This window comes from Streptomyces sp. NPDC058646, assembly GCF_042716875.1.
In the GTDB taxonomy this organism is placed as follows: Bacteria; Actinomycetota; Actinomycetes; order Streptomycetales; family Streptomycetaceae; genus Streptomyces.
Genome location: NZ_JBHXRK010000010.1, coordinates 95071 through 113554, shown reverse-complemented (window position 1 = coordinate 113554; position 18484 = coordinate 95071). Strand labels below are relative to the sequence as shown.

Below are 18484 nucleotides of genomic sequence, written 5' to 3'. Positions count from 1 at the left end.
GTGGCACCCCCGATCTCCGGTCCTGGCGGTCTCCGTCGGTCCGGCGACCCGCCGCGGAAGAACTCAAGCGGATCCGCCGGAGGTGCGGCGGACGGTTGTCCGTCGCGCCACCGGAAGGGGTGAAGAGTCGTAACTTTCCCGTACGGTTCGCGTTCGAGCGCGCTAGTGACGGGCGAGGGGGACGGCGCCGGGATCCGGCGCAGGGGGCGTCAACCGGCGGGGTGCACCCACGGGTTGGGCTTGCAGCGGATGCCGTCGATGTCGAGCGACTTCGTCTGCTGCTGCATGATCGGCGCGGGCGATCCCGGGGTGCGGCAGTTCACGTGACCGTGTCCGAGCCGGTGCCCGACCTCGTGGTTGATGAGCATCTGCCGGTACGCGAACATCTGGTCCGGTCCGTAGGTCGGCGAACCCTGCGCCCAGCGGAAGGCGTTGATCATCACGCGGTCGGTGGCGGCGGAGTCGCAGGAGACGTTGTCGACGGTGGTGTCCAGATCGGACTTGGCGCACCAGACCCCGGTGGTCCCGGGGCTGGCCAGGGTGATGACGAAGTCCGCCCCGCCGCCCGGCACCCGCTCGAACGTCCGGGTACCGCCGTGGCCCCAGCTGCGCGGGTCGTTGAGGGTGCGGTGGACGGCCTCGGCGAACAACTGCTGGTCCATGCCCAGACCCTGCTCGACGTCGACCCGGTAGCGGACCACCTTCCCCTTGCCGGGCGCCCTGGCCGACCCCGGGACGGTGTCGAAGGTCCCCGGTCCGGTGAGCGCGGCGTCGACGGGCAGCTGCTGGGCCATCTTCTGCTCGTACGTCAGCTCCGGCGGCGGGGCCGCGGACGGCGCCGCCGCCGGGCTCGCGGCCTGGCCGGCGGGCACCTCCGGGGTCGGGCGGCCGTCGGAACGGGAGGTGCCGGCGTCCTCGGCGCGGGCCCGGCCGTCGTCGGGGGCGGCGAGCGTGCCGGTCTTGCCGACGTCGCTCTCGGAGGCGACCTGGACGGCGACGACGACCGCGAGCACGGTGGTGACGGCCGCGGCGGCCATGCCCGAGTACGTCCGCACCTTCGCGCCCCGGCCGGAGCCGGACCGCTCCCCGGCGGGGGACGGCGCGGCGGCGGCGGGCGCGTCCAGGACGGGTTTGCGCGGCCCGGGCACCCGGCGGTGCGAGCCGGTGGAGGTGAGCGGGTCGGCGCCGGGGACGGACGGCGCCGCAGGGCCGGACGGGTACGCCGGTGCGGCCGGGTACGCCCGTGCGGCCGGCACCGTCAGGCGGGGCGGGGCCGGCGGGGCAGCCACCGCGGAGGCCGCCGCGGCCCGGTCGCGCGGGACGCCGTGCCGGTCGCCGTGGCCGGAGCCGGGCCCCGCTCCCCGGGCGCCGCCCGGTCCGTACGGCTCGGGGTGCCCGCCGGGCCGCTCCTCGGTCCGGACACCGGCCCGGGGTGCGTAGCCCTGGTGGGTGACGGTGGGTTCGGCGCGGCCCCACCCGGCCTGTTCCCCGTACGGGGCGGCCGGGCCCTCGAACAGGCTCCGCTCCTCGTACGGGTCCGGCCACTGCCCGTACCCGTACAGGGGATCCTCGTACGGTGCCGGGGCGGGCTCCGCGGGGGCCGGACCGGCGGGCTCGGGCGCGGAGGCGGCGGAAGGGGCCTTGCGACTATGTCGTCCCACGGTCCTCAGCCTCTGCCGTCTTCGGTGTCCCGGTGTTCCGTGCCGGCCGCGCCGGTGTCCCGCAGCAGGTCCCGGAAGGCGGCGGCCACCACCTCGGGGTACTCCATCATCGCCACGTGACCGGCCTCGGGCAGGCACAGCAGCCGCGAGCCCCGGTAGGCCGCGGCGGCCTTGTGCGCCATACGGTACGAGACCAACTGGTCCCGGCCACCGTAGACCAGCAGGGCCGGGGCGAGCACCCGCTGCGCCTGGCGCCACAGCCCGTGCTGTCCGCCGAGGGTGTAGGCGTCGACGATGCCGCGCGAGGTCCGGGTCATGGCCTCCCAGAAGTACGGCAGGCCCATGCGCCGTTCCATCTCCTCCACGGCCAGGCGGAAGCCGTCGGGAGTCACCCGGGCGGGGTCCCCGTAGCAGAGGCCCAGCACCCCGCGGGTGCGCTGCTCGGCGGTCAGGCCGCGGGTGAGGCGGCCGAAGAGGGCGGCCATCCCGGGCACGGCGAGCAGTGCGGTCGGCACGGCCGACTTCTGCACGCGCAGCTCCGGCAGGGCGGGCGAGACCAGGGTCAGGCTGCGCACCAGGTCGGGGCGGACGGCCGCGACGCGGGTGGAGACGGCGCCGCCGAGGGAGTTGCCGAACAGGTGGACCGGGCCGCGGTCGGCCGCGTCGAGGTGGCGGATGACCGCGCGGGCGAGCGCCGTGACCGAGTAGTCCCGGTCGGCGGGCGGCGGGGACCAGCCGAAGCCGGGCAGGTCGACGGCCTCGCCGTCGACGGTGTCGGCCAGCTGCGCCATGAGCGCCGACCAGTTCTGCGAGGAGCCGCCGAGTCCGTGCACGAACAGGGCGGGCGGCAGGTCCGTCCGGCGCGGGGGCCGCTCCCGGACGGCGAGCTCCAGGCCGGGCAGCACCGCGGTGCGCAGCCGCTCTCCTTCGGCCAGCCGGACGGCGCCCACCAGGGCGGACAGCTCGGCGGTGGACCGTACACCCGGCAGCTCGGTCGAAGACATGCGGGCAATGTTACGAGAGGATCACGCTCCTCTTCTTGTGTTGGCGGTCACAGACGCATGCCGATCCGCCTCGCGGGGCATCCGCGAGCCTCATAGGCTCGTAGTGAGCAAAAGGAAGTGAGGGGAGCGCCATGACTGTCGACCCTGCGGAGCCGGACACCTTCCGCGAGGGCTTCCCGGAGACCCTCGACCCGGAGGCACCCGAGGCGGACGTGGCGGAGCAGCTGGCGGACCTGCGGCCGGACGAGGACGACCCGGTCACCGGCACCGACCGGGGCGAGGCCAACGACGGGGACGCCGCCGAGCAGGCGCGGGTGGTCCCGCTGGACGAGGACGACTACCGCTGACCGACCGCTGACCAGCGCCTCCAGGGGGTCCGTGGCGCGTCCGTACCGCGAGAAAAGTCGGCTTGAACCCTCCAGATCCGGTTACCGAAAAGTACGATGGCGGGCGCGGCGCAGAGCGCACTGTGTTCTTAGAGAAAGTGGGAGGCGGCGTGACAGCCATCGAGCAGACCGAGGCAGCGCGTCCGCGGGGCACACGACTGCCGCGCCGAGCCCGGCGGAACCAGCTCCTGGGCGCGGCCCAGGAGGTCTTCGTCGCGCAGGGTTACCACGCTGCCGCCATGGACGACATCGCCGAGCGCGCCGGGGTCAGCAAGCCGGTGCTGTACCAGCACTTCCCCGGCAAGCTCGACCTGTACCTGGCGCTGCTGGACCAGCACTGCGAGGCGCTGCTGCTGGCCGTGCGCACCGCGCTCGCGTCGACGACGGACAACAAGCTGCGCGTGGCCGCCACGATGGACGCCTACTTCGCGTACGTGGAGGACGAGGGCGGCGCGTTCCGGCTGGTCTTCGAGTCCGACCTGACGAACGAGCCGGCGGTGCGCGAGCGCGTGGACCGGGTCTCGCTCCAGTGCGCCGAGGCCATCTCCGACGTCATCGCCGAGGACACCGGCCTGTCCAAGGACGAGTCGATGCTGCTGGCCGTGGGCCTGGGCGGGGTCTCCCAGGTGGTGGCCCGGTACTGGCTGTCCAGCGAGAGCCCGGTCGCCCGCGACACCGCGGTCGGCCTGCTGACCTCGCTGGCCTGGCGCGGCATCGCCGGTTTCCCGCTGCACGGCTCGGACGCCTGACCCTCGGACCGCGGCCGGCCGGTGGCGGTGGCGGCTGCGGTGACCGACGGCTGCTGTTCGCTGCCAGCGTGTCCGCTCTGCGCGGTCCGCGTCCCCTCTCCGGGCTAATGTGGACCGCGTACGGCGCGGCTGATCGCGCGAAACGGACCGTCGGAGGGACATAGCCGTGGAGGTCAAGATCGGCGTGCAGCACGCACCCCGGGAGATCGTGCTGGAGAGCGACCTAAGCGCCGAGGAGCTGGAGGGCATCGTGGCCGCCGCCCTGTCCGGTACGGCGCCGCTGCTCAGCCTCACCGACATCAAGGGACGCAAGGTCCTGGTGCCGTCCGACCGCCTGTCGTACGTCGACCTGGGCGAGCCGAGCACGCGCAAGGTCGGTTTCGGCGCGCTCTGACGCGATGGCACCTGACATACCGAGAAGTGTCTGAAGCGGCCCGGTGGTTGATCCCACCGGGCCGTTTCCCGTTGTTCCGCTTCGGGTAGGACCGCTGTGACGTGGTTTGCCCGACGTGTGGGAGGGACCTCAATGCTGCTGATCGAAGCGCTCGGCTCTGCTCTGCTGGGCCTCGCCCTGTCCGCGACGGCGGCGCGCGTGCTCGCACGCCGACTGCCCTCGCCGAGAGTGGTGCTGGTCAGCGGGGTGCTGGGCGCGCTGTTCGGGGCGTACCTCACGCACTTCGCGCTGGGCCCCGGGCACAACACCCTGACCGCGACCTTCGTCGGCGGTCTGCTGGTGTCGGCAGTGGTCCTGTCCCTGCTGCTGCGGCCGGGCTCCGGTCCGCGCAGGCCGTCGCGCAGGCCTCCGTTTTCCCTCCCCTCCCGGGGCTGACCCCTGACGCACCGCGGCCCCGGAGCGCTCGATGCGCTCCGGGGCCGCGGTCCGCCCGTGACCGTCAGGCGGCCAGGCCGAGGGCCGCCATCCGCTTGGTGTGGGCCTTGGTGATCCGGGTGAACATCTCGCCGACCGCCGCCAGGTCGAAGCCGGCCGCCATCCCGTCGACGCCGCCGACCAGCATGGTGGAGAGCGCGTCGCGCTCGGCGACGACGCGCTGGGCCTGCGAGAGCGCCTCGCCCATCAGACGGCGGGCCCACAGGGCGAGCCGGCCGCCGCAGCGCGGGTCGGCCTCGATCGCGGCACGCACCTTCTCGACGGCGAAGTTGCCGTGGCCGGTGTCGTCGAGCACGCCGACGACGAGGGCGCGGGTGTCGGTGTCCAGGTGGCTGGCGACCTCGCGGTAGAAGTCGCTGGCGATCGAGTCGCCGACGTACGCCTTGACCAGTCCCTCCAGCCAGTCCGACGGGGCGGTCTGGCGGTGGAAGTCGTCGACGCCCTTCGCGAAGGGCTCCATGGCGGCGGTGGGTTCCACCTCGATCGCGGCGAGCCGGTCGCGCAGCCGCTCGAAGTGGTGGAACTCGGCGGACGCCATGGCGGCGAGCTCGGCCTTGTCGTCGAGGGAGGGCGCGAGCTTCGCGTCCTCCGCGAGGCGCTCGAAGGCCGCGAGCTCTCCGTAGGCGAGTGCGCCGAGCAGGTCCACGACGGCGGCCCGGTACTGGGGCGAAGCGGAGGCGGTCGCCCAGTCCTGGGAGGCGATGCCCGCGGATTCCCCGGCGGCGCTGTCGTCGGCGGGCGAGGCGTTTTCTACGGTCGACATGCTCCGCACAATAGCCCGCCGAAAGGCGGCCCAGGTCACCACACCTGTTCACTGCCGGGCCGCGTAAACACGCCTGGCCGGTGAATTCGACCGACACAGCTGCGCGATTCCGGGGTACAGTGGTAATGCGCCTGCCGGAAACTCGGCGGGCCATCCGAATGAGGATGCCCGGTCGGTGGCCCGATCGGCTCCAACCGACCCGCCCTCGGCGTGGTGCGTGCGTCCATGCGCATCGCCTGCCGCTGAGGGGCCCCCTCAGCGGCACAAGCGCTTGAGCGAAGGCTTAGTGGTCCCGCGCAGCTTTGTACGTACGTCGCAGTACTGCAAGCCCGGCACGGTACGACCCCCCTCGCCGCCTCGCGCCGCGTCTCACAGAAGAGGCAGCACCCTGACTACGTTCCGAGACCTCGGGATCCTTCCCGAAACCGCCGAAGCCCTCGAGGCCGTCGGCATCGTGTCCCCCTTCCCGATCCAGGAGATGACCCTCCCCGTCGCCCTCTCCGGCTCGGACGTCATCGGCCAGGCGAAGACCGGTACCGGCAAGACGCTCGGTTTCGGCCTCCCCCTGCTGGAGCGGGTCACCGTCCCCGCGGACGTCGAGGCCGGCCGGGCCCGCCCCGACCAGCTCACGGACGCCCCGCAGGCCCTCGTCGTGGTTCCGACCCGCGAGCTGTGCACCCAGGTCACCAACGACCTGCTGACCGCGGGCAAGGTCCGCAACGTCCGCGTCCTCGCCATATACGGCGGCCGCGCGTACGAGCCCCAGGTCGAGGCGCTCAAGAAGGGCGTCGACATCATCGTCGGCACCCCGGGCCGCCTCCTCGACCTGGCCGGCCAGAAGAAGCTCGACCTCTCGCACATCCGGGCCCTGGTCCTGGACGAGGCCGACGAGATGCTCGACCTGGGCTTCCTGCCCGACGTCGAGAAGATCATGAACTACCTGCCGCCGAAGCGTCAGACCATGCTGTTCTCGGCGACCATGCCGGGCGCGGTCATCGGCCTGGCCCGCCGGTACATGACGCAGCCGACGCACATCCGCGCCACCTCGCCCGAGGGTGAGGGCGTGACCGTCGCCAACATCAAGCAGCACGTCTTCCGTGCGCACAACATGGACAAGCCGGAGCTCGTCTCCCGCATCCTGCAGGCCGAGGGCCGCGGGCTGGCCATGATCTTCTGCCGTACCAAGCGCACGGCGGCCGACATCGCCGAGCAGCTGGAGAAGCGCGGCTTCGCCTCCGGCGCCGTCCACGGCGACCTGGGGCAGGGCGCCCGCGAGCAGGCGCTGCGCGCCTTCCGCAACGGCAAGGTCGACGTGCTGGTGTGCACCGACGTCGCCGCGCGCGGCATCGACGTCGAGGGCGTCACCCACGTCATCAACTACCAGACGCCGGAGGACGAGAAGACCTTCCTGCACCGCGTGGGCCGCACGGGCCGTGCGGGCAACAAGGGCATCGCCGTCACCCTGGTCGACTGGGACGACATCCCGCGCTGGCAGCTGATCAACAAGGCGCTGGAGCTGGACTTCCACGACCCGGTCGAGACGTACTCCACGTCTGCGCACCTGTTCGAGGAGATGAACATCCCGACGGGCACCAAGGGCGTCCTGCCGCGTGCCGAGCGCACGCGGGCCGGCCTGAAGGCCGAGGACGTCGAGGACCTGGGCGAGACCGGCGGCCGTGGTGGCCGCGGCGGTCGCGGCCCGGCCCCGGCCGCCGCGGCGGTCGAAGAGGAGCGTCCCGCCCGCACCCGTACGCCGCGTCAGCGCCGCCGCACCCGTAGCGGTGCGGAGCTGGGCGCCGAGGTGGCCGCCGCTGCGGTGACCCCGGTGGCTGAGGCCCCCGAGGCCCCGGCCGCCGACGAGCCGCGCAGGCCGCGCCGCCGCCGCACCCGTGTGGGCGCGGTTCCGGCGCAGGCCGTGGAAGCGGTGGAGGCCGTGGAAGCGGTGGAGGCCGCGCCGGTCGCTCCGGCCGCCCCCGTCGCCGTGGTCGAGGCTCCGGTCGCCGTCGCCGAGGCCCCGGTGGCCGAGGAGGCCCCGGTCAAGCCCAGGCGCACCCGTACCCGCAAGGCCGTAGCCGCGGTCGCCGACGCCGCCGTGGTCGAGGCCCCGGCCGCCGAGGAGGCTCCGGCTCCGGTCAAGCGGAGGCGGACCCCCACCCGCAAGCCCGTCGCCGAGACCGCCGTGGTCGAGGCCCCGGTGGCCGAGGAGGCCCCGGTCGCGCCGCGGCGCGCCCGTCCCCGCAAGGTCGTCGCGGCGGCTCCGGAGCCGGACTTCCAGATGGCCCCGCCGGTGGAGCCCGTCAAGGCCCGCCGCACCACCCGGCCCCGCAAGGCCGCGGAGGCCGCCCCGGTGGCCGCCGAGGCCGGCGCGGAGGCACCGGCGAAGCCGAAGCGCACCCGCACGCGCAAGGCCGCGGCCGCGCCCGAGGCGTAGTCCCGGCCCCTGCACGATCCGACGGCCCGGTCCCCTTTCCCTGGGGGCCGGGCCGTCGGCGCATCCCCGCACCGCCGGTCCGTACGGGCCGGTAACCTCGGGCCATGAGCAAGCCGCCCTTCCTCACGCTGCCGTCCGCCGCCCGCGCGTACCGGCTCGCCACCGCCCGCGGCGGGTTCGCCGTGCACGAGGCGGGGGAGCCCGTCCGCGGCACCGCCCTGCTGGTTCCCGGCTTCACGGGCAGCAAGGAGGACTTCATCGCCCTCCTCGGCCCGCTGGCCGCGGCCGGCTACCGGGTGGTCGCCGTCGACGGGCGCGGCCAGTACGAGAGCCCGGGCCCGCGCGAGGAGGCCCCGTACGCCGTGGAGGAGCTGGCCAGGGACCTGCTGGCCCAGGCCGCCGCGCTGGACGGAGGCCCGGTCCACCTGCTCGGGCACTCCTTCGGCGGGCTGGTCTCCCGCGCCGCGGTCCTCCTGGACCCCTCCCCGTTCGCCTCGCTGACGCTGATGAGCAGCGGGCCCGCCGCGATCGACGAGGGCCAGCAGGCCCGTACGAAGCTGCTGGTCGCCGCCCTGGAGGCGCTCGGGGACGACATGCCCGGGGTGTGGGCGGCGATGCGTGCGCAGGATCCGCCGGACGCGGGGGCCGACTCCCCCGAAGTGGCCCGCTTCCTGCGCGAGCGGTGGCTGGCGACCGTCCCCGAGCAGCTGATCGTCACGGGCCGCGCCCTCGTCTCGGAGCCGGACCGGGTCGACGCCCTGGCGGCGGTGGCGCTGCCGAAGCTGGTGCTGTCGGGAGCGGTCGACTACGCCTGGGCGGTCCCGCTGATGGACGACATGGCCCTCCGCCTGGGGGCGGAGCGGGTGGTCGTGCCGGGGGCCGAGCATTCCCCGAACACGGAGAACCCGCAGGTCACGGCGGATGCCCTGGTCGCCTTCTGGGGCTCCGCACCGGCCAGTAGTTAGCCAGTGAAAAAATTTCGTTAGCGTAGGGAATGTTTGCCCTCTACACTTCGTTGAACCCTGTGCAAGGAGAAACACCGACGAAGGGAGAAGCCCGTGCGCTTCGAGATTCTGCGCCTGGACGACGTCGACGGAACCGCCGTGGACAGCACCGTCGTGGACGCGGCCTCCGTCAAGCGGATCGTGCAGCAGGCCGCGTACGTCGGCCAGCGCATTCTGATCCGACCGGCCGCAGCGGCGTCCTGCTGACGCCTGGCAATCACCCACAGACGTCGACGCCCCCGCACCGGGACCGGTGCGGGGGCGTTCGCGCGTGTGGGGTCAGGCGCCGCGGACGACCTGGAGCACGCCGTTGATGATCTGCTGGACGGCGATCGCGGAGAGCATCATGCCGGCGAGCCGCGTCACGAGCACGACACCGCCGTCCTTGATGACCCGGATGATGACGAGCGAGTAGCGCATGGTGATCCACAGCACGACGTGCATGGCGATGATCGCGCACCAGACGGACACCTGACCGCTGACCCCGTCCGCCTTCTGGACGGCCAGGATGACGGAGACGATGGCGCCGGGCCCGGCGAGCAGCGGCATGCCCAGCGGGACCAGGGCGACGTTCACGTCCTTCGTCTGCTTGGGCTCGTCGGTCTTGCCCGTGAGCAGGTCGAGCGCGATGAGCAGGAGCAGCAGACCACCGGCGATCATCAGCGCCGGGACGGAGACGTGCAGGTAGTCCAGGATCTGCTGGCCGCAGAGACCGAAGACGGCGATGACGCCGAAGGCCACGCAGACGGCCTGCCAGGCCATGCGGCGCTGCACCTTGGCGGGGCGGCCCGAGGTGAGGGCGAGGAAGATCGGCGTGATCCCCGGGGGGTCCATAATCACAAAAAGGGTGAGAAAAAGGGATCCGAAGACGGCGAAGTCGAACACAGTGATGCCTTGCAGGAGAGAGGGGTGTCGCGAAGAAAAAAGGGGGGTGGGCGGAGCGGGCCCGGTCCGGGGGAAGGACCGGCCTAGCGCACGCGTCCGCCGGCGCCGGGCACGGGGAAGGCCCCGGTCGCGCGGCGCGTGATCTCGCCGTAGATCTCGGGGTCGGTCGTGTACTCCCCGAGGCGGCAGGTCTTGCGGCTGCCGTGGTAGTCGCTGGAACCGGTCGTCAGCAGCCCGCAGTCGGCGGCCAGCCCGCGCAGCCGGGCGCGGGTGCCGGAGTCGTGGTCCATGTGGTCGACCTCGATGCCGTCGAGGCCCGCTGCCGCCAGCTCGGCCATCGCGGACTCGGGCACGCACCGGCCGCGCTTGACGGCGGCCGGGTGTGCGAGGACGGTGACGCCGCCCGCGGCCTTGACCAGGCGCACGGCGTCGAAGGGGTCCAGCTCGTGCTTCTCGGCGTACGCGCGGCCACCGTCTGCGAGCCAGTCCGGCGTGAAGGCGTCCGAAACGGTGGCGACCACACCGAGTTCGACGAGCGCGGTCGCGATGTGCGGCCGTCCCACCGAACCCTCACCGGCGATCCGGGCCACCTGCTCCCAGGTGACGTCCACTCCGAGGTCCCGGAGCTTGCCGACCATGGCCTGCGCCCGGGGCGTGCGGTCGTCCCGGACGAGTTCCCGTTCGCGGGCGAGCCCGGGTTCCTGGGGGTCGAAGAGGTACGCGAGCATGTGCACGCCGACCCCGTCGAGCCGGCAGGACAGCTCGGCTCCGGTCACCAGCGTCAGCCCGGCGGGCAGCGCGGCGACGGCTTCGGCGTATCCGCCCACGGTGTCGTGGTCGGTCAGCGCGACCACGTCCAGCCCGGCAGCGGCGGCATGGCGCACCAGCTCGGCGGGGGTGTCCGTACCGTCCGAGGCCGTGGAGTGGGCGTGCAGGTCGATGCGCACAGCCTGGCTCCAGGGGTCGTACGGGGCGGGCGGGGGGCAGCTCCCGGCGGGGGCCGGGCGAACTCCAGGATAACCGGGGCGCGGGCTCCCCTGGTCAGGGGCCGCGGCGCACCGGGGGCGTCCCGCCGGTCAGGCCGGGCCGAGGATCCGCGGGCTCAGGGCGCCGCAGGGAAGCAGCTCGACCTCGGCCCCCGCGTCGCGCAGGTCGGTGAGGACGAGCTCGTCGTACATCAGGAGGCCGGACTGCTCGGGCCAGACGACCGCCCAGAGCCACAGGCCCCTCGCCTCGCCCGCGAAGACGGCCCGGTCGTCCGGGGCTCCGTTGACGTGCCACAGCGGGGTCGGGCGGCCCGCCGCGACGACCTTGGCGTGGGGCGGCGCCGAGACGTCGATGTAGGGGCCGGGGTCGGGGCCGTCGATCCCCGCGTACCGCGCGCCGAGGCCGACGCCCAGCTCCTCGGCGACCAGCAGCAGCTCCCCGATCCCGCCCAGCGGGCCGGGGCCCGAGCAGGCCACGGCCGTCGCCCTGCCCCCGCTGCGGTCGTCACCGGCGGACGCGATCCCGGTGAACAGCCACCCCACCGGCAGCGGCCACGGCATCCACACGGGCACCTGCGCCCGGTGCGCCACCACGCCCAGGCCCTCGACGCTCGGCGGGATGACGGGCTGCAGGGGGTGGACGGTCCCGTGCACCGCGCACTGCCAGGAGTCGGAGAAGAGACCGGGCGCCCTGACCCGGCCACCGCACTTCGGGCAACTTGCTTCGCCCCTCATAAGAAGCCACGCTCCTCCCCGCCCGGCGCCCCGTCAAGACACGATCACCCGTCCGGGGCGAAGCGCCGGTCTCAGTCCAGTGCGACTGCCGTACGCAGAGGGTCCCGCAGATCGGTGCCGCGCGCGAGCCAGCGTTCCTGGAGCGCGGCCGCGCCGTGCACCCGCTTCCAGGCTGCCTCGTTCGCCGTCATGGGCAGGAGAGGGAGGAAGTGCACCGGGTCCATGGGCTCCTCCAGCTCCAGGTCCTCCACCAGACCGCCCGGCTCCGCCACGAGCACCGAGCTGAACGGCGCCCCGTCCCACAGCGGTTCACCCACGTCCAGCGAGGCTCCGGGGGCCACGATCAGCCCCTCGACCTGGGGGGACGCGGCCAGCACCGCGAGCGGCCTGAGCAGTTTGTCGGTGGCCGCCAGGCCTCCCCGTACGGTCAGCACCAGCTCGGCGCGCGGCCCGCGTACGGGGTCGGCGACCACGGCGGTCGGGTCGGTCATCGGGTGCGCGGACATCCCGAGGGTCGCGTACCGCACGAGGTCGCCCTCGGCGAAGCGGAGTACCTCGATGCGGTCGGTGCCCAGGAAGGTGACCGCGGCGCGCGCGTCGGGTTCTCCGAACGCGGTGCGCAGCCGGGCTTCGACGAGGGCGAGAATTTCTGCCATGGAGCGAGCATAGAACTCGTATCAGCCGGGTAAAGGGCGGGTCTTGACCATCCGTCGGCTGATAGTGTTGACAGCTGTTCGGGGCCGCACGCCCGGGGGTGCCACCCAGCGGGAGCTGGGGGAGGTGTTTCAGTGCCCCGGCGACAGGACGTCCCTCACGGGGGACCGGCCGGAGGAGGTGGGGCTGCGGTGGACCGAAGTCGATCGTGCAGTACCAATCGCTCTTCCACTTCTGTGACGGGCGCCTCCCGCCCCCTGTGATCTTCTGATCAGTAGAAGAGCGACGGCAGAACTTTGTCCTCCCGTCCTGCTTCCTTCCGCCTGCCCGTCGCAGGGGGAGGGTCTCCCACCCGTACGGTCCGCAGCCGTGCGTGCGAAGGAGCCTGCCATGTCGATGCTGCCCTACCTGCGCGCGGCCGTCCGCCCGTCGCTGCGCAAGTCCACCCCGGCCCAGCCCGGCTACGACACCACCCGTGACCCGTCCGAGAGCAGCGCGGTGGTCGACTGCGCCGTGTACCGGGGCGGCCGGCGCGACGGCTGCGACCCGGACACGGCCCGTCTGACGCCGCGTGAGGCGATCCGCCGGGTCCGCGAGGACGGCGGTTTCGCGTGGATCGGCCTGCACGAGCCGACCGAGGCCGAGTTCGCGGGGATCGCCGCCACCTTCGGCCTGCACCCGCTGGCGGTGGAGGACGCGGTGCACGCGCACCAGCGGCCCAAGCTGGAGCGCTACGACGACACCCTCTTCACCGTCTTCAAGACGATCCACTACGTCGACCACACCGAACTGACCGCCACCAGCGAGGTCGTGGAGACCGGCGAGGTGATGTGCTTCACCGGCCCCGACTTCGTCATCACCGTCCGGCACGGCGGCCAGGGCTCCCTCAAGGGACTGCGCCACCGCCTCCAGGGCGACCCCGACCTGCTGGCGAAGGGTCCGTCGTCCGTCCTGCACTCCATCGCCGACCACGTCGTCGACGGGTACATCGCGGTGGCGGCGGCCGTTCAGGACGACATCGACGAGGTGGAGAGCCAGGTCTTCGCCGCTCCCGCCAAGGGCATCACGCGCGGCGGCGACACGGGCCGGATCTACCAGCTCAAGCGCGAGGTGCTGGAGTTCAAGCGGGCGGTGTCACCGCTGCTGCGCCCGATGGAACTGCTGAGCGAGCGTCCGATGCGGCTGGTGGACCCGGACATCCAGAAGTACTTCCGCGACGTCGCCGACCACCTGGCGCGGGTGCACGAGCAGGTCGTCGGCTTCGACGAGCTGCTGAACTCGATCCTCCAGGCCAACCTCGCGCAGGCGACGGTGGCCCAGAACGAGGACATGCGCAAGATCACTTCCTGGGCGGCGATCATCGCCGTGCCCACCATGATCTGCGGGGTGTACGGGATGAACTTCGACCACATGCCGGAGCTCCGGTGGGAGTACGGCTATCCGATGGTGATGGCCTCGATCGTCGGGATCTGCTTCACCATCCACCGGGCGCTGCGCCGTCACGGCTGGCTCTGACGCGCCTCGGGGACCCGTACGGGCACCCCCTACTCTGGTCCGCATGACTCTCAGCACGCTCGACCTGGCCCTCGTCGAGGAGGCCACGAAGAAGTCCGGCCTGATCTGGGTCCGCGGCGCCGGGGCCGACCGTGCCCTGTGGCACGCCTGGGTGGACGGCGCGGCCCACGTCCTGGGCGACGGACCCGGCGAGCAGCCGTTCCCGGGGCTGGCCGACGGTGCGTCCGCCGAGGTGACCGTGCGCAGCAAGGACAAGGGCGGCCGGCTGGTCGCGTGGACGGCGACGGTACGGGAGCTGGCGCCCGGCAGCGAGCCGTGGGAGGCCGCGGTCGCCGAGCTGAAGGGCAAGCGGCTGAACGCGCCCGACTCGGAGCAGATGACCGGCCGGTGGGCCCGGGAGTGCCGGCTGCTGCGGCTGGAGCCGGAGGCGGTCCGCGCGGAGCTGCCGGCGGGTTCGCTGGCGGCGGTCCCGCTGGAGTCGCCGGCGACCACCCGCAAGCCGGTCCCGGCGGGCCTGCCGAAGCTGCTGCTGAAGCGGAAGAAGGCCGCCCGCTAGCGCCGTCCGGCCGCGTCGTACGGCCCGGGCCTCAGGGCGTGGTGGGGTTCGAGCCCTGCCCGGACCCCTTGGACGCGGATCCGGACGGGGACGCCGGCGCGGAGCCGCCGCCCTGGCCCTTGGTCGTCGGCAGCTGGGAACCGTAGTCGACCGTCTGGTCCTGCGCGGGCGGGTCCAGCGGGAAGGCCTGTCCCCACTCCGCGAGTTCGACGCGCCCGGCGCCGCCGGCCCGCTCCATCAGGAGCGGGTACGGGGTCCCCTCCAGGGACACCGACAGCCTGCCGCCCTTGCCCGCGTCCGCCGTGACCTGGACGGCGCGGGTGTGGCCGACCTTGGTGTAGGGGCCCTTCGCCAGTTTGCCGTCGAGGCCGAGCAGCCCGTCCAGCAGGACGTCCATGTCGGTGAAGCCGCGGAACTGCTTGTACGAGGGGTCGGCCTCGGGCACCTTCACGTACTTGTCGCCGAGCTTGCCCGCGGAGTCGGACTGCCCCCAGAAGGCGGCGCTCGCCTTCAGGTACAGCTGCTCCCCCACCCGCAGCAGCTGGAAGGTGTCCTCCTGCGACTTCACCTCGCCGGAGCCGCCGTCCGACTTCAGGCGCATGTCGAGGGTGAAGGTCTTGCCGCCGGTGACGAGCGTGCCGGACAGGTGGACCGAGTCGGCTTCCGTGGCGGCCGTCCTCGCCTTCTCCTCGATCTTGTCCGCGGAGAGCTTGCCGACCCCGTTGGTGCCCTCGTCGGGGTCCTTCCCCCCACAGGCGGTGCCGGTGACGGCGAGGCCCGCGCACAGTGCGCCGATGAAGGCTGCCCGGCGCATCCGCAGGGCGGGGAAGTAGGCGGTCACGGGCGGATGCCTCTCGTCGGACTGCTGGGGGCAGCAGGCAGCGTACCCGCCCGTAGGCGGCCCGCCGCAGGCCCCCCGTAGGGACCCGGGCGGACCGCCCCACCAGGACGCCTTCCCCGGGCAGGGGCTAGCCTGAGGGCCGGCACAACTGTCGATTGACGCTCTAGGAGGCGCTCGGATGGCTGCAGGCGCCCCGCGGATCTTCGTCTCGCATCTGTCGGGTGTGCCCGTTTTCGACCCCAACGGTGATCAGGTGGGCCGGGTCCGCGACCTCGTCGCGATGCTGCGCGTGGGCGGGCGCCCGCCGCGTCTGCTGGGGCTCGTGGTCGAGGTGGTGAGCCGGCGCCGGATCTTCCTGCCGATGACCCGGGTCACGGGCGTGGAGTCCGGTCAGGTCATCACGACCGGCGTCGTCAACATGCGCCGCTTCGAACAGCGGCCCACCGAGCGGCTGGTCCTCGGCGAACTGCTGGACCGGCGGGTGAAGCTCGTCGCGGACGGCGAGGAGGTCACCGTCCTGGACGTGGCCATCCAGCAGCTGCCGGCCCGCCGGGACTGGGAGATCGACCGGATCTTCGTACGGAAGGGCAAGTCGGGTGCGCTGCGCCGGCGCGGCGAGACCCTGACCGTCGAGTGGTCGGCCGTGACCGGCTTCTCGCTCGAGGAGCACGGACAGGGCGCCGAGAACCTGGTGGCCACCTTCGAGCAGATGCGTCCGGCCGACGTGGCGAACGTCCTGCACCACCTGACCCCCAAGCGGCGGGCCGAGGTGGCCAGTGCCCTCGACGACGACCGGCTCGCGGACGTCATGGAGGAGCTGCCGGAGGACGAGCAGGTGGAGATCCTCGGCAAGCTGAAGGAGGAGCGCGCCGCCGACGTCCTGGAGGCGATGGACCCGGACGACGCGGCCGACCTGCTCTCGGAGCTGCCGGAGGACGACAAGGAGCGGCTGCTGACGCTGATGCAGCCGGACGACGCGGCCGACGTGCGCCGCCTGCTGTCGTACGAGGAGAACACCGCGGGCGGCCTGATGACGACCGAGCCGATCGTGCTGCGGCCGGACGCGACGGTCGCGGACGCGCTGGCCCGCGTACGGCAGGCGGACCTGTCGCCCGCGCTGGCGGCGCAGGTGTACGTGTGCCGGCCGCCGGACGAGACGCCGACCGGCAAGTACCTGGGCACGGTCCACTTCCAGCGGCTGCTGCGGGACCCGCCGTTCACGCTGGTCAGCTCCATCGTGGACACGGACCTGCCGCCGCTGCGGCCCGACGCCTCGCTGCCGGCGGTGACCACGCACCTCGCCGCGTACAACATGGTGGCGGTGCCGGTGGTGGACGAGAGCGGCTCGCTGCTCGGCGCGGTGACGGTGGACGACGTACTGGACCACCTGCTGCCCGACGACTGGCGGGAGCGGGACTTCCATTCCGAGGAGGCCGTCGGTGGGTACTGAGCGGGGGCGCGGCGAGCAGGCCCGCGAGCGGCGCCGGGAGCAGATCCGGGAGCGGCGCGAGCAGGCCCGGCTGCAGGCGCGCGAACACGGGCTGGCGACGGAGGCGGCGGAACGTTTCGGGGAGCGGCCCGGGAAGTCCGGCCAGGGCGGCGGGTCGAGCGCGCTGACGCGTTCGCGGGTCCGCCTGGACCAGCCGCGGGCCCCGCGCCGGTCGCTGCTGCCGGAGTACGACCCGGAGGCCTTCGGGCGGCTCTCGGAGCGGGTCGCGCGTTTCCTCGGCACGGGCCGGTTCATCGTCTGGATGACCCTGGTCATCATCCTCTGGGTGCTGTGGAACATCTTCGCGCCGGACGATCTGAGGTTCGACCAGTACCCCTTCATCTTCCTGACGCTGATGCTGTCGCTCCAGGCCTCCTACGCGGCCCCGCTGATCCTGCTCGCGCAGAACCGGCAGGACGACCGGGACCGGGTCAACCTGGAGCAGGACCGCAAGCAGAACGAGCGCTCCATCGCGGACACCGAGTACCTGACGAGGGAGATCGCGGCCCTGCGGATGGGCCTGGGCGAGGTGGCGACGCGCGACTGGATCAGGTCCGAGTTCCAGGATCTGATCAAGGAGATGGACGAGCGCCGTCTATTCCCGGTCGAGAGTGACGAAGCCGACCGTTAGCAGGCTGCCCCGCGGCATGCTACCGAGCCGTACCATCGGGGCATGGCTACCGACACATCCTCCGACGCCGCCGCCGTGCCCGAGCAGGACGCGATCCTCGACGCGCTGGCGACGGTGAACGACCCCGAGATCCACCGGCCGATCACCGAACTCGGCATGGTCAAATCGGTGGAGATCGGTGACGGCGGCGCGGTCGCCGTCACGGTCTACCTCACCGTGTCGGGCTGCCCCATGCGCGAGACCATCACCAAGAACGTCACCGAGGCCGTGGAGCGCGTCGCGGGCGTCACCTCGGTCACCGTCACCCTGGACGTGATGAGCGACGAGCAGCGCAAGGACCTGGCGGCCACCCTGCGCGGCGGCACCGCCGAGCGCGAGGTGCCCTTCGCCAAGCCGGGCTCGCTGACCCGCGTGTACGCGGTGGCCTCCGGCAAGGGCGGCGTCGGCAAGTCCTCGGTGACGGTCAACCTGGCCGCGGCGATGGCCGCGGACGGCCTGAAGGTCGGCGTGGTCGACGCGGACATCTACGGCCACAGCGTGCCGCGGATGCTGGGCGTCGAGGGCCGCCCGACCCAGGTCGAGAACATGATCATGCCGCCGTCCTCGCACGGCGTGAAGGTCATCTCCATCGGCATGTTCACCCCGGGCAACGCTCCGGTGGTGTGGCGCGGTCCGATGCTGCACCGGGCGCTCCAGCAGTTCCTGGCCGACGTGTTCTGGGGCGACCTGGACGTACTGCTGCTGGACCTGCCGCCGGGCACCGGCGACATCGCGATCTCCGTGGCCCAGCTGGTGCCGAACGCCGAGATCCTGGTCGTGACCACCCCGCAGCAGGCCGCGGCGGAGGTCGCGGAGCGGGCCGGGTCGATCGCCGTACAGACCCACCAGAAGATCGTCGGTGTCGTCGAGAACATGTCGGGCCTGCCGTGCCCGCACTGCGACGAGATGGTGGACGTCTTCGGCTCGGGCGGCGGCCAGAAGGTCGCCGACGGCCTGACCAAGACGGTCGGAGCGAGCGTGCCGGTGCTGGGCTCGATCCCGATCGACGTCCGGCTGCGCGAGGGCGGCGACGACGGCAAGCCCGTGGTCCTGTCCGACCCGGACTCGCCGGCGGGCGCGGCGCTGCGGGCGATCGCGGGCAAGCTGGGCGGCCGCGCGCGCGGCCTGTCGGGCATGTCGCTGGGCATCACCCCGCGCAACAAGTTCTGATCCGCCGTCACCCGCGCGAAGGGCGCCGCTCGACGAGCGGCGCCCTTCGCGTGTTCCCGGCCGTACGCGTGCTCCGGGGGCCGGCCGGCTCCGGTG

General features: G+C 72.9%; 20 protein-coding genes. 12 read left to right on the top strand and 8 right to left on the bottom strand.

From position 1 onward, the window contains the following. Nucleotides 1–209 precede the first annotated feature (209 nt). Together ACFWUZ_RS14720 and ACFWUZ_RS14715 are read right to left on the bottom strand one after the other, a co-directional pair. Nucleotides 210–1661, bottom strand: a complete 1452-nt coding sequence (locus tag ACFWUZ_RS14720; protein WP_384371988.1) for a DUF3152 domain-containing protein — start codon at nt 1659–1661, stop codon at nt 210–212. 5 nt (nt 1662–1666) lie between these two features. Then, a complete protein-coding gene (locus ACFWUZ_RS14715) occupies nt 1667–2665 on the bottom strand; it encodes an alpha/beta fold hydrolase (protein WP_384371986.1) in 999 nt (332 codons plus the stop codon). Between the two features lie 131 nt (nt 2666–2796). On the opposite strand from ACFWUZ_RS14715, the gene ACFWUZ_RS14710 reads away from it, so the two are divergent. The 4 genes from ACFWUZ_RS14710 (at nt 2797) to ACFWUZ_RS14695 (ending at nt 4629) form a co-directional block, all read left to right on the top strand. Next, nucleotides 2797–3012, top strand: a complete 216-nt coding sequence (locus ACFWUZ_RS14710; protein WP_384371984.1) for a hypothetical protein — start codon at nt 2797–2799, stop codon at nt 3010–3012. 149 nt (nt 3013–3161) lie between these two features. Continuing rightward, nucleotides 3162–3800 carry a TetR/AcrR family transcriptional regulator gene (locus tag ACFWUZ_RS14705; RefSeq protein ID WP_384371982.1) on the top strand — a complete coding sequence of 213 codons (639 nt, stop codon included), beginning with the start codon at nt 3162–3164 and terminating at the stop codon, nt 3798–3800. Between the two features lie 166 nt (nt 3801–3966). Beyond that, complete coding sequence (locus ACFWUZ_RS14700) at nt 3967–4194, top strand: DUF3107 domain-containing protein (RefSeq protein ID WP_384371980.1); 228 nt, start codon at nt 3967–3969, stop codon at nt 4192–4194. A gap of 132 nt (nt 4195–4326) precedes the next feature. Next, the gene (locus tag ACFWUZ_RS14695; RefSeq protein WP_384371978.1) at nt 4327–4629 is read left to right on the top strand and encodes a hypothetical protein; all 303 of its coding nucleotides are present in this window, start codon (nt 4327–4329) and stop codon (nt 4627–4629) included. A gap of 64 nt (nt 4630–4693) precedes the next feature. Here the strand turns inward: ACFWUZ_RS14695 and ACFWUZ_RS14690 are convergent, their stop codons facing one another. Continuing rightward, nucleotides 4694–5452, bottom strand: coding sequence for a ferritin-like fold-containing protein (locus tag ACFWUZ_RS14690; RefSeq protein ID WP_384371976.1), 759 nt, complete (start codon nt 5450–5452; stop codon nt 4694–4696). A 454-nt stretch (nt 5453–5906) separates the two neighbouring features. On the opposite strand from ACFWUZ_RS14690, the gene ACFWUZ_RS14685 reads away from it, so the two are divergent. The 3 genes from ACFWUZ_RS14685 (at nt 5907) to ACFWUZ_RS14675 (ending at nt 9094) form a co-directional block, all read left to right on the top strand. After that, a complete protein-coding gene (locus ACFWUZ_RS14685; protein ID WP_384371974.1) occupies nt 5907–7883 on the top strand; it encodes a DEAD/DEAH box helicase in 1977 nt (658 codons plus the stop codon). 104 nt (nt 7884–7987) lie between these two features. After that, nucleotides 7988–8848: an alpha/beta fold hydrolase gene (locus ACFWUZ_RS14680; RefSeq protein WP_384371972.1), complete on the top strand. Its 861-nt coding sequence runs from the start codon at nt 7988–7990 to the stop codon at nt 8846–8848. A gap of 93 nt (nt 8849–8941) precedes the next feature. After that, complete coding sequence (locus ACFWUZ_RS14675; protein ID WP_384371970.1) at nt 8942–9094, top strand: hypothetical protein; 153 nt, start codon at nt 8942–8944, stop codon at nt 9092–9094. A 72-nt stretch (nt 9095–9166) separates the two neighbouring features. Here the strand turns inward: ACFWUZ_RS14675 and ACFWUZ_RS14670 are convergent, their stop codons facing one another. The 4 genes from ACFWUZ_RS14670 to ACFWUZ_RS14655 form a co-directional block, all read right to left on the bottom strand. Beyond that, the gene (locus ACFWUZ_RS14670; RefSeq protein ID WP_384371968.1) at nt 9167–9772 is read right to left on the bottom strand and encodes a MarC family protein; all 606 of its coding nucleotides are present in this window, start codon (nt 9770–9772) and stop codon (nt 9167–9169) included. A gap of 83 nt (nt 9773–9855) precedes the next feature. Next, nucleotides 9856–10719, bottom strand: coding sequence for a PHP domain-containing protein (locus ACFWUZ_RS14665; protein ID WP_384371966.1), 864 nt, complete (start codon nt 10717–10719; stop codon nt 9856–9858). A 129-nt stretch (nt 10720–10848) separates the two neighbouring features. Beyond that, complete coding sequence (locus tag ACFWUZ_RS14660; protein WP_384371964.1) at nt 10849–11493, bottom strand: DUF6758 family protein; 645 nt, start codon at nt 11491–11493, stop codon at nt 10849–10851. Between the two features lie 71 nt (nt 11494–11564). Then, a complete protein-coding gene (locus ACFWUZ_RS14655) occupies nt 11565–12149 on the bottom strand; it encodes a suppressor of fused domain protein (protein ID WP_384371962.1) in 585 nt (194 codons plus the stop codon). Between the two features lie 388 nt (nt 12150–12537). Here ACFWUZ_RS14655 and ACFWUZ_RS14650 point away from each other — a divergent pair, with 388 nt between their 5' ends. Continuing rightward, nucleotides 12538–13662 carry a magnesium and cobalt transport protein CorA gene (locus tag ACFWUZ_RS14650; protein ID WP_384371960.1) on the top strand — a complete coding sequence of 375 codons (1125 nt, stop codon included), beginning with the start codon at nt 12538–12540 and terminating at the stop codon, nt 13660–13662. Nucleotides 13663–13705: 43 nt separating this feature from the next. After that, nucleotides 13706–14218 carry a hypothetical protein gene (locus ACFWUZ_RS14645; protein ID WP_384371958.1) on the top strand — a complete coding sequence of 171 codons (513 nt, stop codon included), beginning with the start codon at nt 13706–13708 and terminating at the stop codon, nt 14216–14218. 31 nt (nt 14219–14249) lie between these two features. On the opposite strand, the gene ACFWUZ_RS14640 is transcribed toward ACFWUZ_RS14645, so the two are convergent. Next, nucleotides 14250–15059 carry a hypothetical protein gene (locus tag ACFWUZ_RS14640; protein WP_384371956.1) on the bottom strand — a complete coding sequence of 270 codons (810 nt, stop codon included), beginning with the start codon at nt 15057–15059 and terminating at the stop codon, nt 14250–14252. Nucleotides 15060–15237: 178 nt separating this feature from the next. Between ACFWUZ_RS14640 and ACFWUZ_RS14635 the strand changes: the two genes are divergently transcribed. The 3 genes from ACFWUZ_RS14635 to ACFWUZ_RS14625 all read left to right on the top strand — a co-directional run bounded on the left by ACFWUZ_RS14635 (nt 15238) and on the right by ACFWUZ_RS14625 (nt 18388). Beyond that, nucleotides 15238–16509 carry a magnesium transporter MgtE N-terminal domain-containing protein gene (locus tag ACFWUZ_RS14635; RefSeq protein WP_384371954.1) on the top strand — a complete coding sequence of 424 codons (1272 nt, stop codon included), beginning with the start codon at nt 15238–15240 and terminating at the stop codon, nt 16507–16509. 163 nt (nt 16510–16672) lie between these two features. After that, entirely contained in the window at nt 16673–17179 is a 507-nt protein-coding gene (locus ACFWUZ_RS14630) for a DUF1003 domain-containing protein (protein WP_384372220.1), read from the top strand. 42 nt (nt 17180–17221) lie between these two features. Next, nucleotides 17222–18388, top strand: coding sequence for an Mrp/NBP35 family ATP-binding protein (locus ACFWUZ_RS14625; protein WP_384371952.1), 1167 nt, complete (start codon nt 17222–17224; stop codon nt 18386–18388). Nucleotides 18389–18484: the final 96 nt, after the last annotated feature.

Excerpts from the sequence above, each read along its gene's own strand:
- ACFWUZ_RS14715 (WP_384371986.1), bottom strand. The coding sequence starts at position 2,665 with ATGTCTTCGACCGAGCTGCCGGGTGTACGGTCCACCGCCGAGCTGTCC.
- ACFWUZ_RS14710 (WP_384371984.1), top strand. The coding sequence starts at position 2,797 with ATGACTGTCGACCCTGCGGAGCCGGACACCTTCCGCGAGGGCTTCCCG.
- ACFWUZ_RS14695 (WP_384371978.1), top strand. The coding sequence starts at position 4,327 with ATGCTGCTGATCGAAGCGCTCGGCTCTGCTCTGCTGGGCCTCGCCCTG.
- ACFWUZ_RS14690 (WP_384371976.1), bottom strand. The coding sequence starts at position 5,452 with ATGTCGACCGTAGAAAACGCCTCGCCCGCCGACGACAGCGCCGCCGGG.
- ACFWUZ_RS14680 (WP_384371972.1), top strand. The coding sequence starts at position 7,988 with ATGAGCAAGCCGCCCTTCCTCACGCTGCCGTCCGCCGCCCGCGCGTAC.
- ACFWUZ_RS14660 (WP_384371964.1), bottom strand. The coding sequence starts at position 11,493 with ATGAGGGGCGAAGCAAGTTGCCCGAAGTGCGGTGGCCGGGTCAGGGCG.
- ACFWUZ_RS14655 (WP_384371962.1), bottom strand. The coding sequence starts at position 12,149 with ATGGCAGAAATTCTCGCCCTCGTCGAAGCCCGGCTGCGCACCGCGTTC.
- ACFWUZ_RS14650 (WP_384371960.1), top strand. The coding sequence starts at position 12,538 with ATGTCGATGCTGCCCTACCTGCGCGCGGCCGTCCGCCCGTCGCTGCGC.
- ACFWUZ_RS14645 (WP_384371958.1), top strand. The coding sequence starts at position 13,706 with ATGACTCTCAGCACGCTCGACCTGGCCCTCGTCGAGGAGGCCACGAAG.
- ACFWUZ_RS14635 (WP_384371954.1), top strand. The coding sequence starts at position 15,238 with ATGGCTGCAGGCGCCCCGCGGATCTTCGTCTCGCATCTGTCGGGTGTG.
- ACFWUZ_RS14625 (WP_384371952.1), top strand. The coding sequence starts at position 17,222 with ATGGCTACCGACACATCCTCCGACGCCGCCGCCGTGCCCGAGCAGGAC.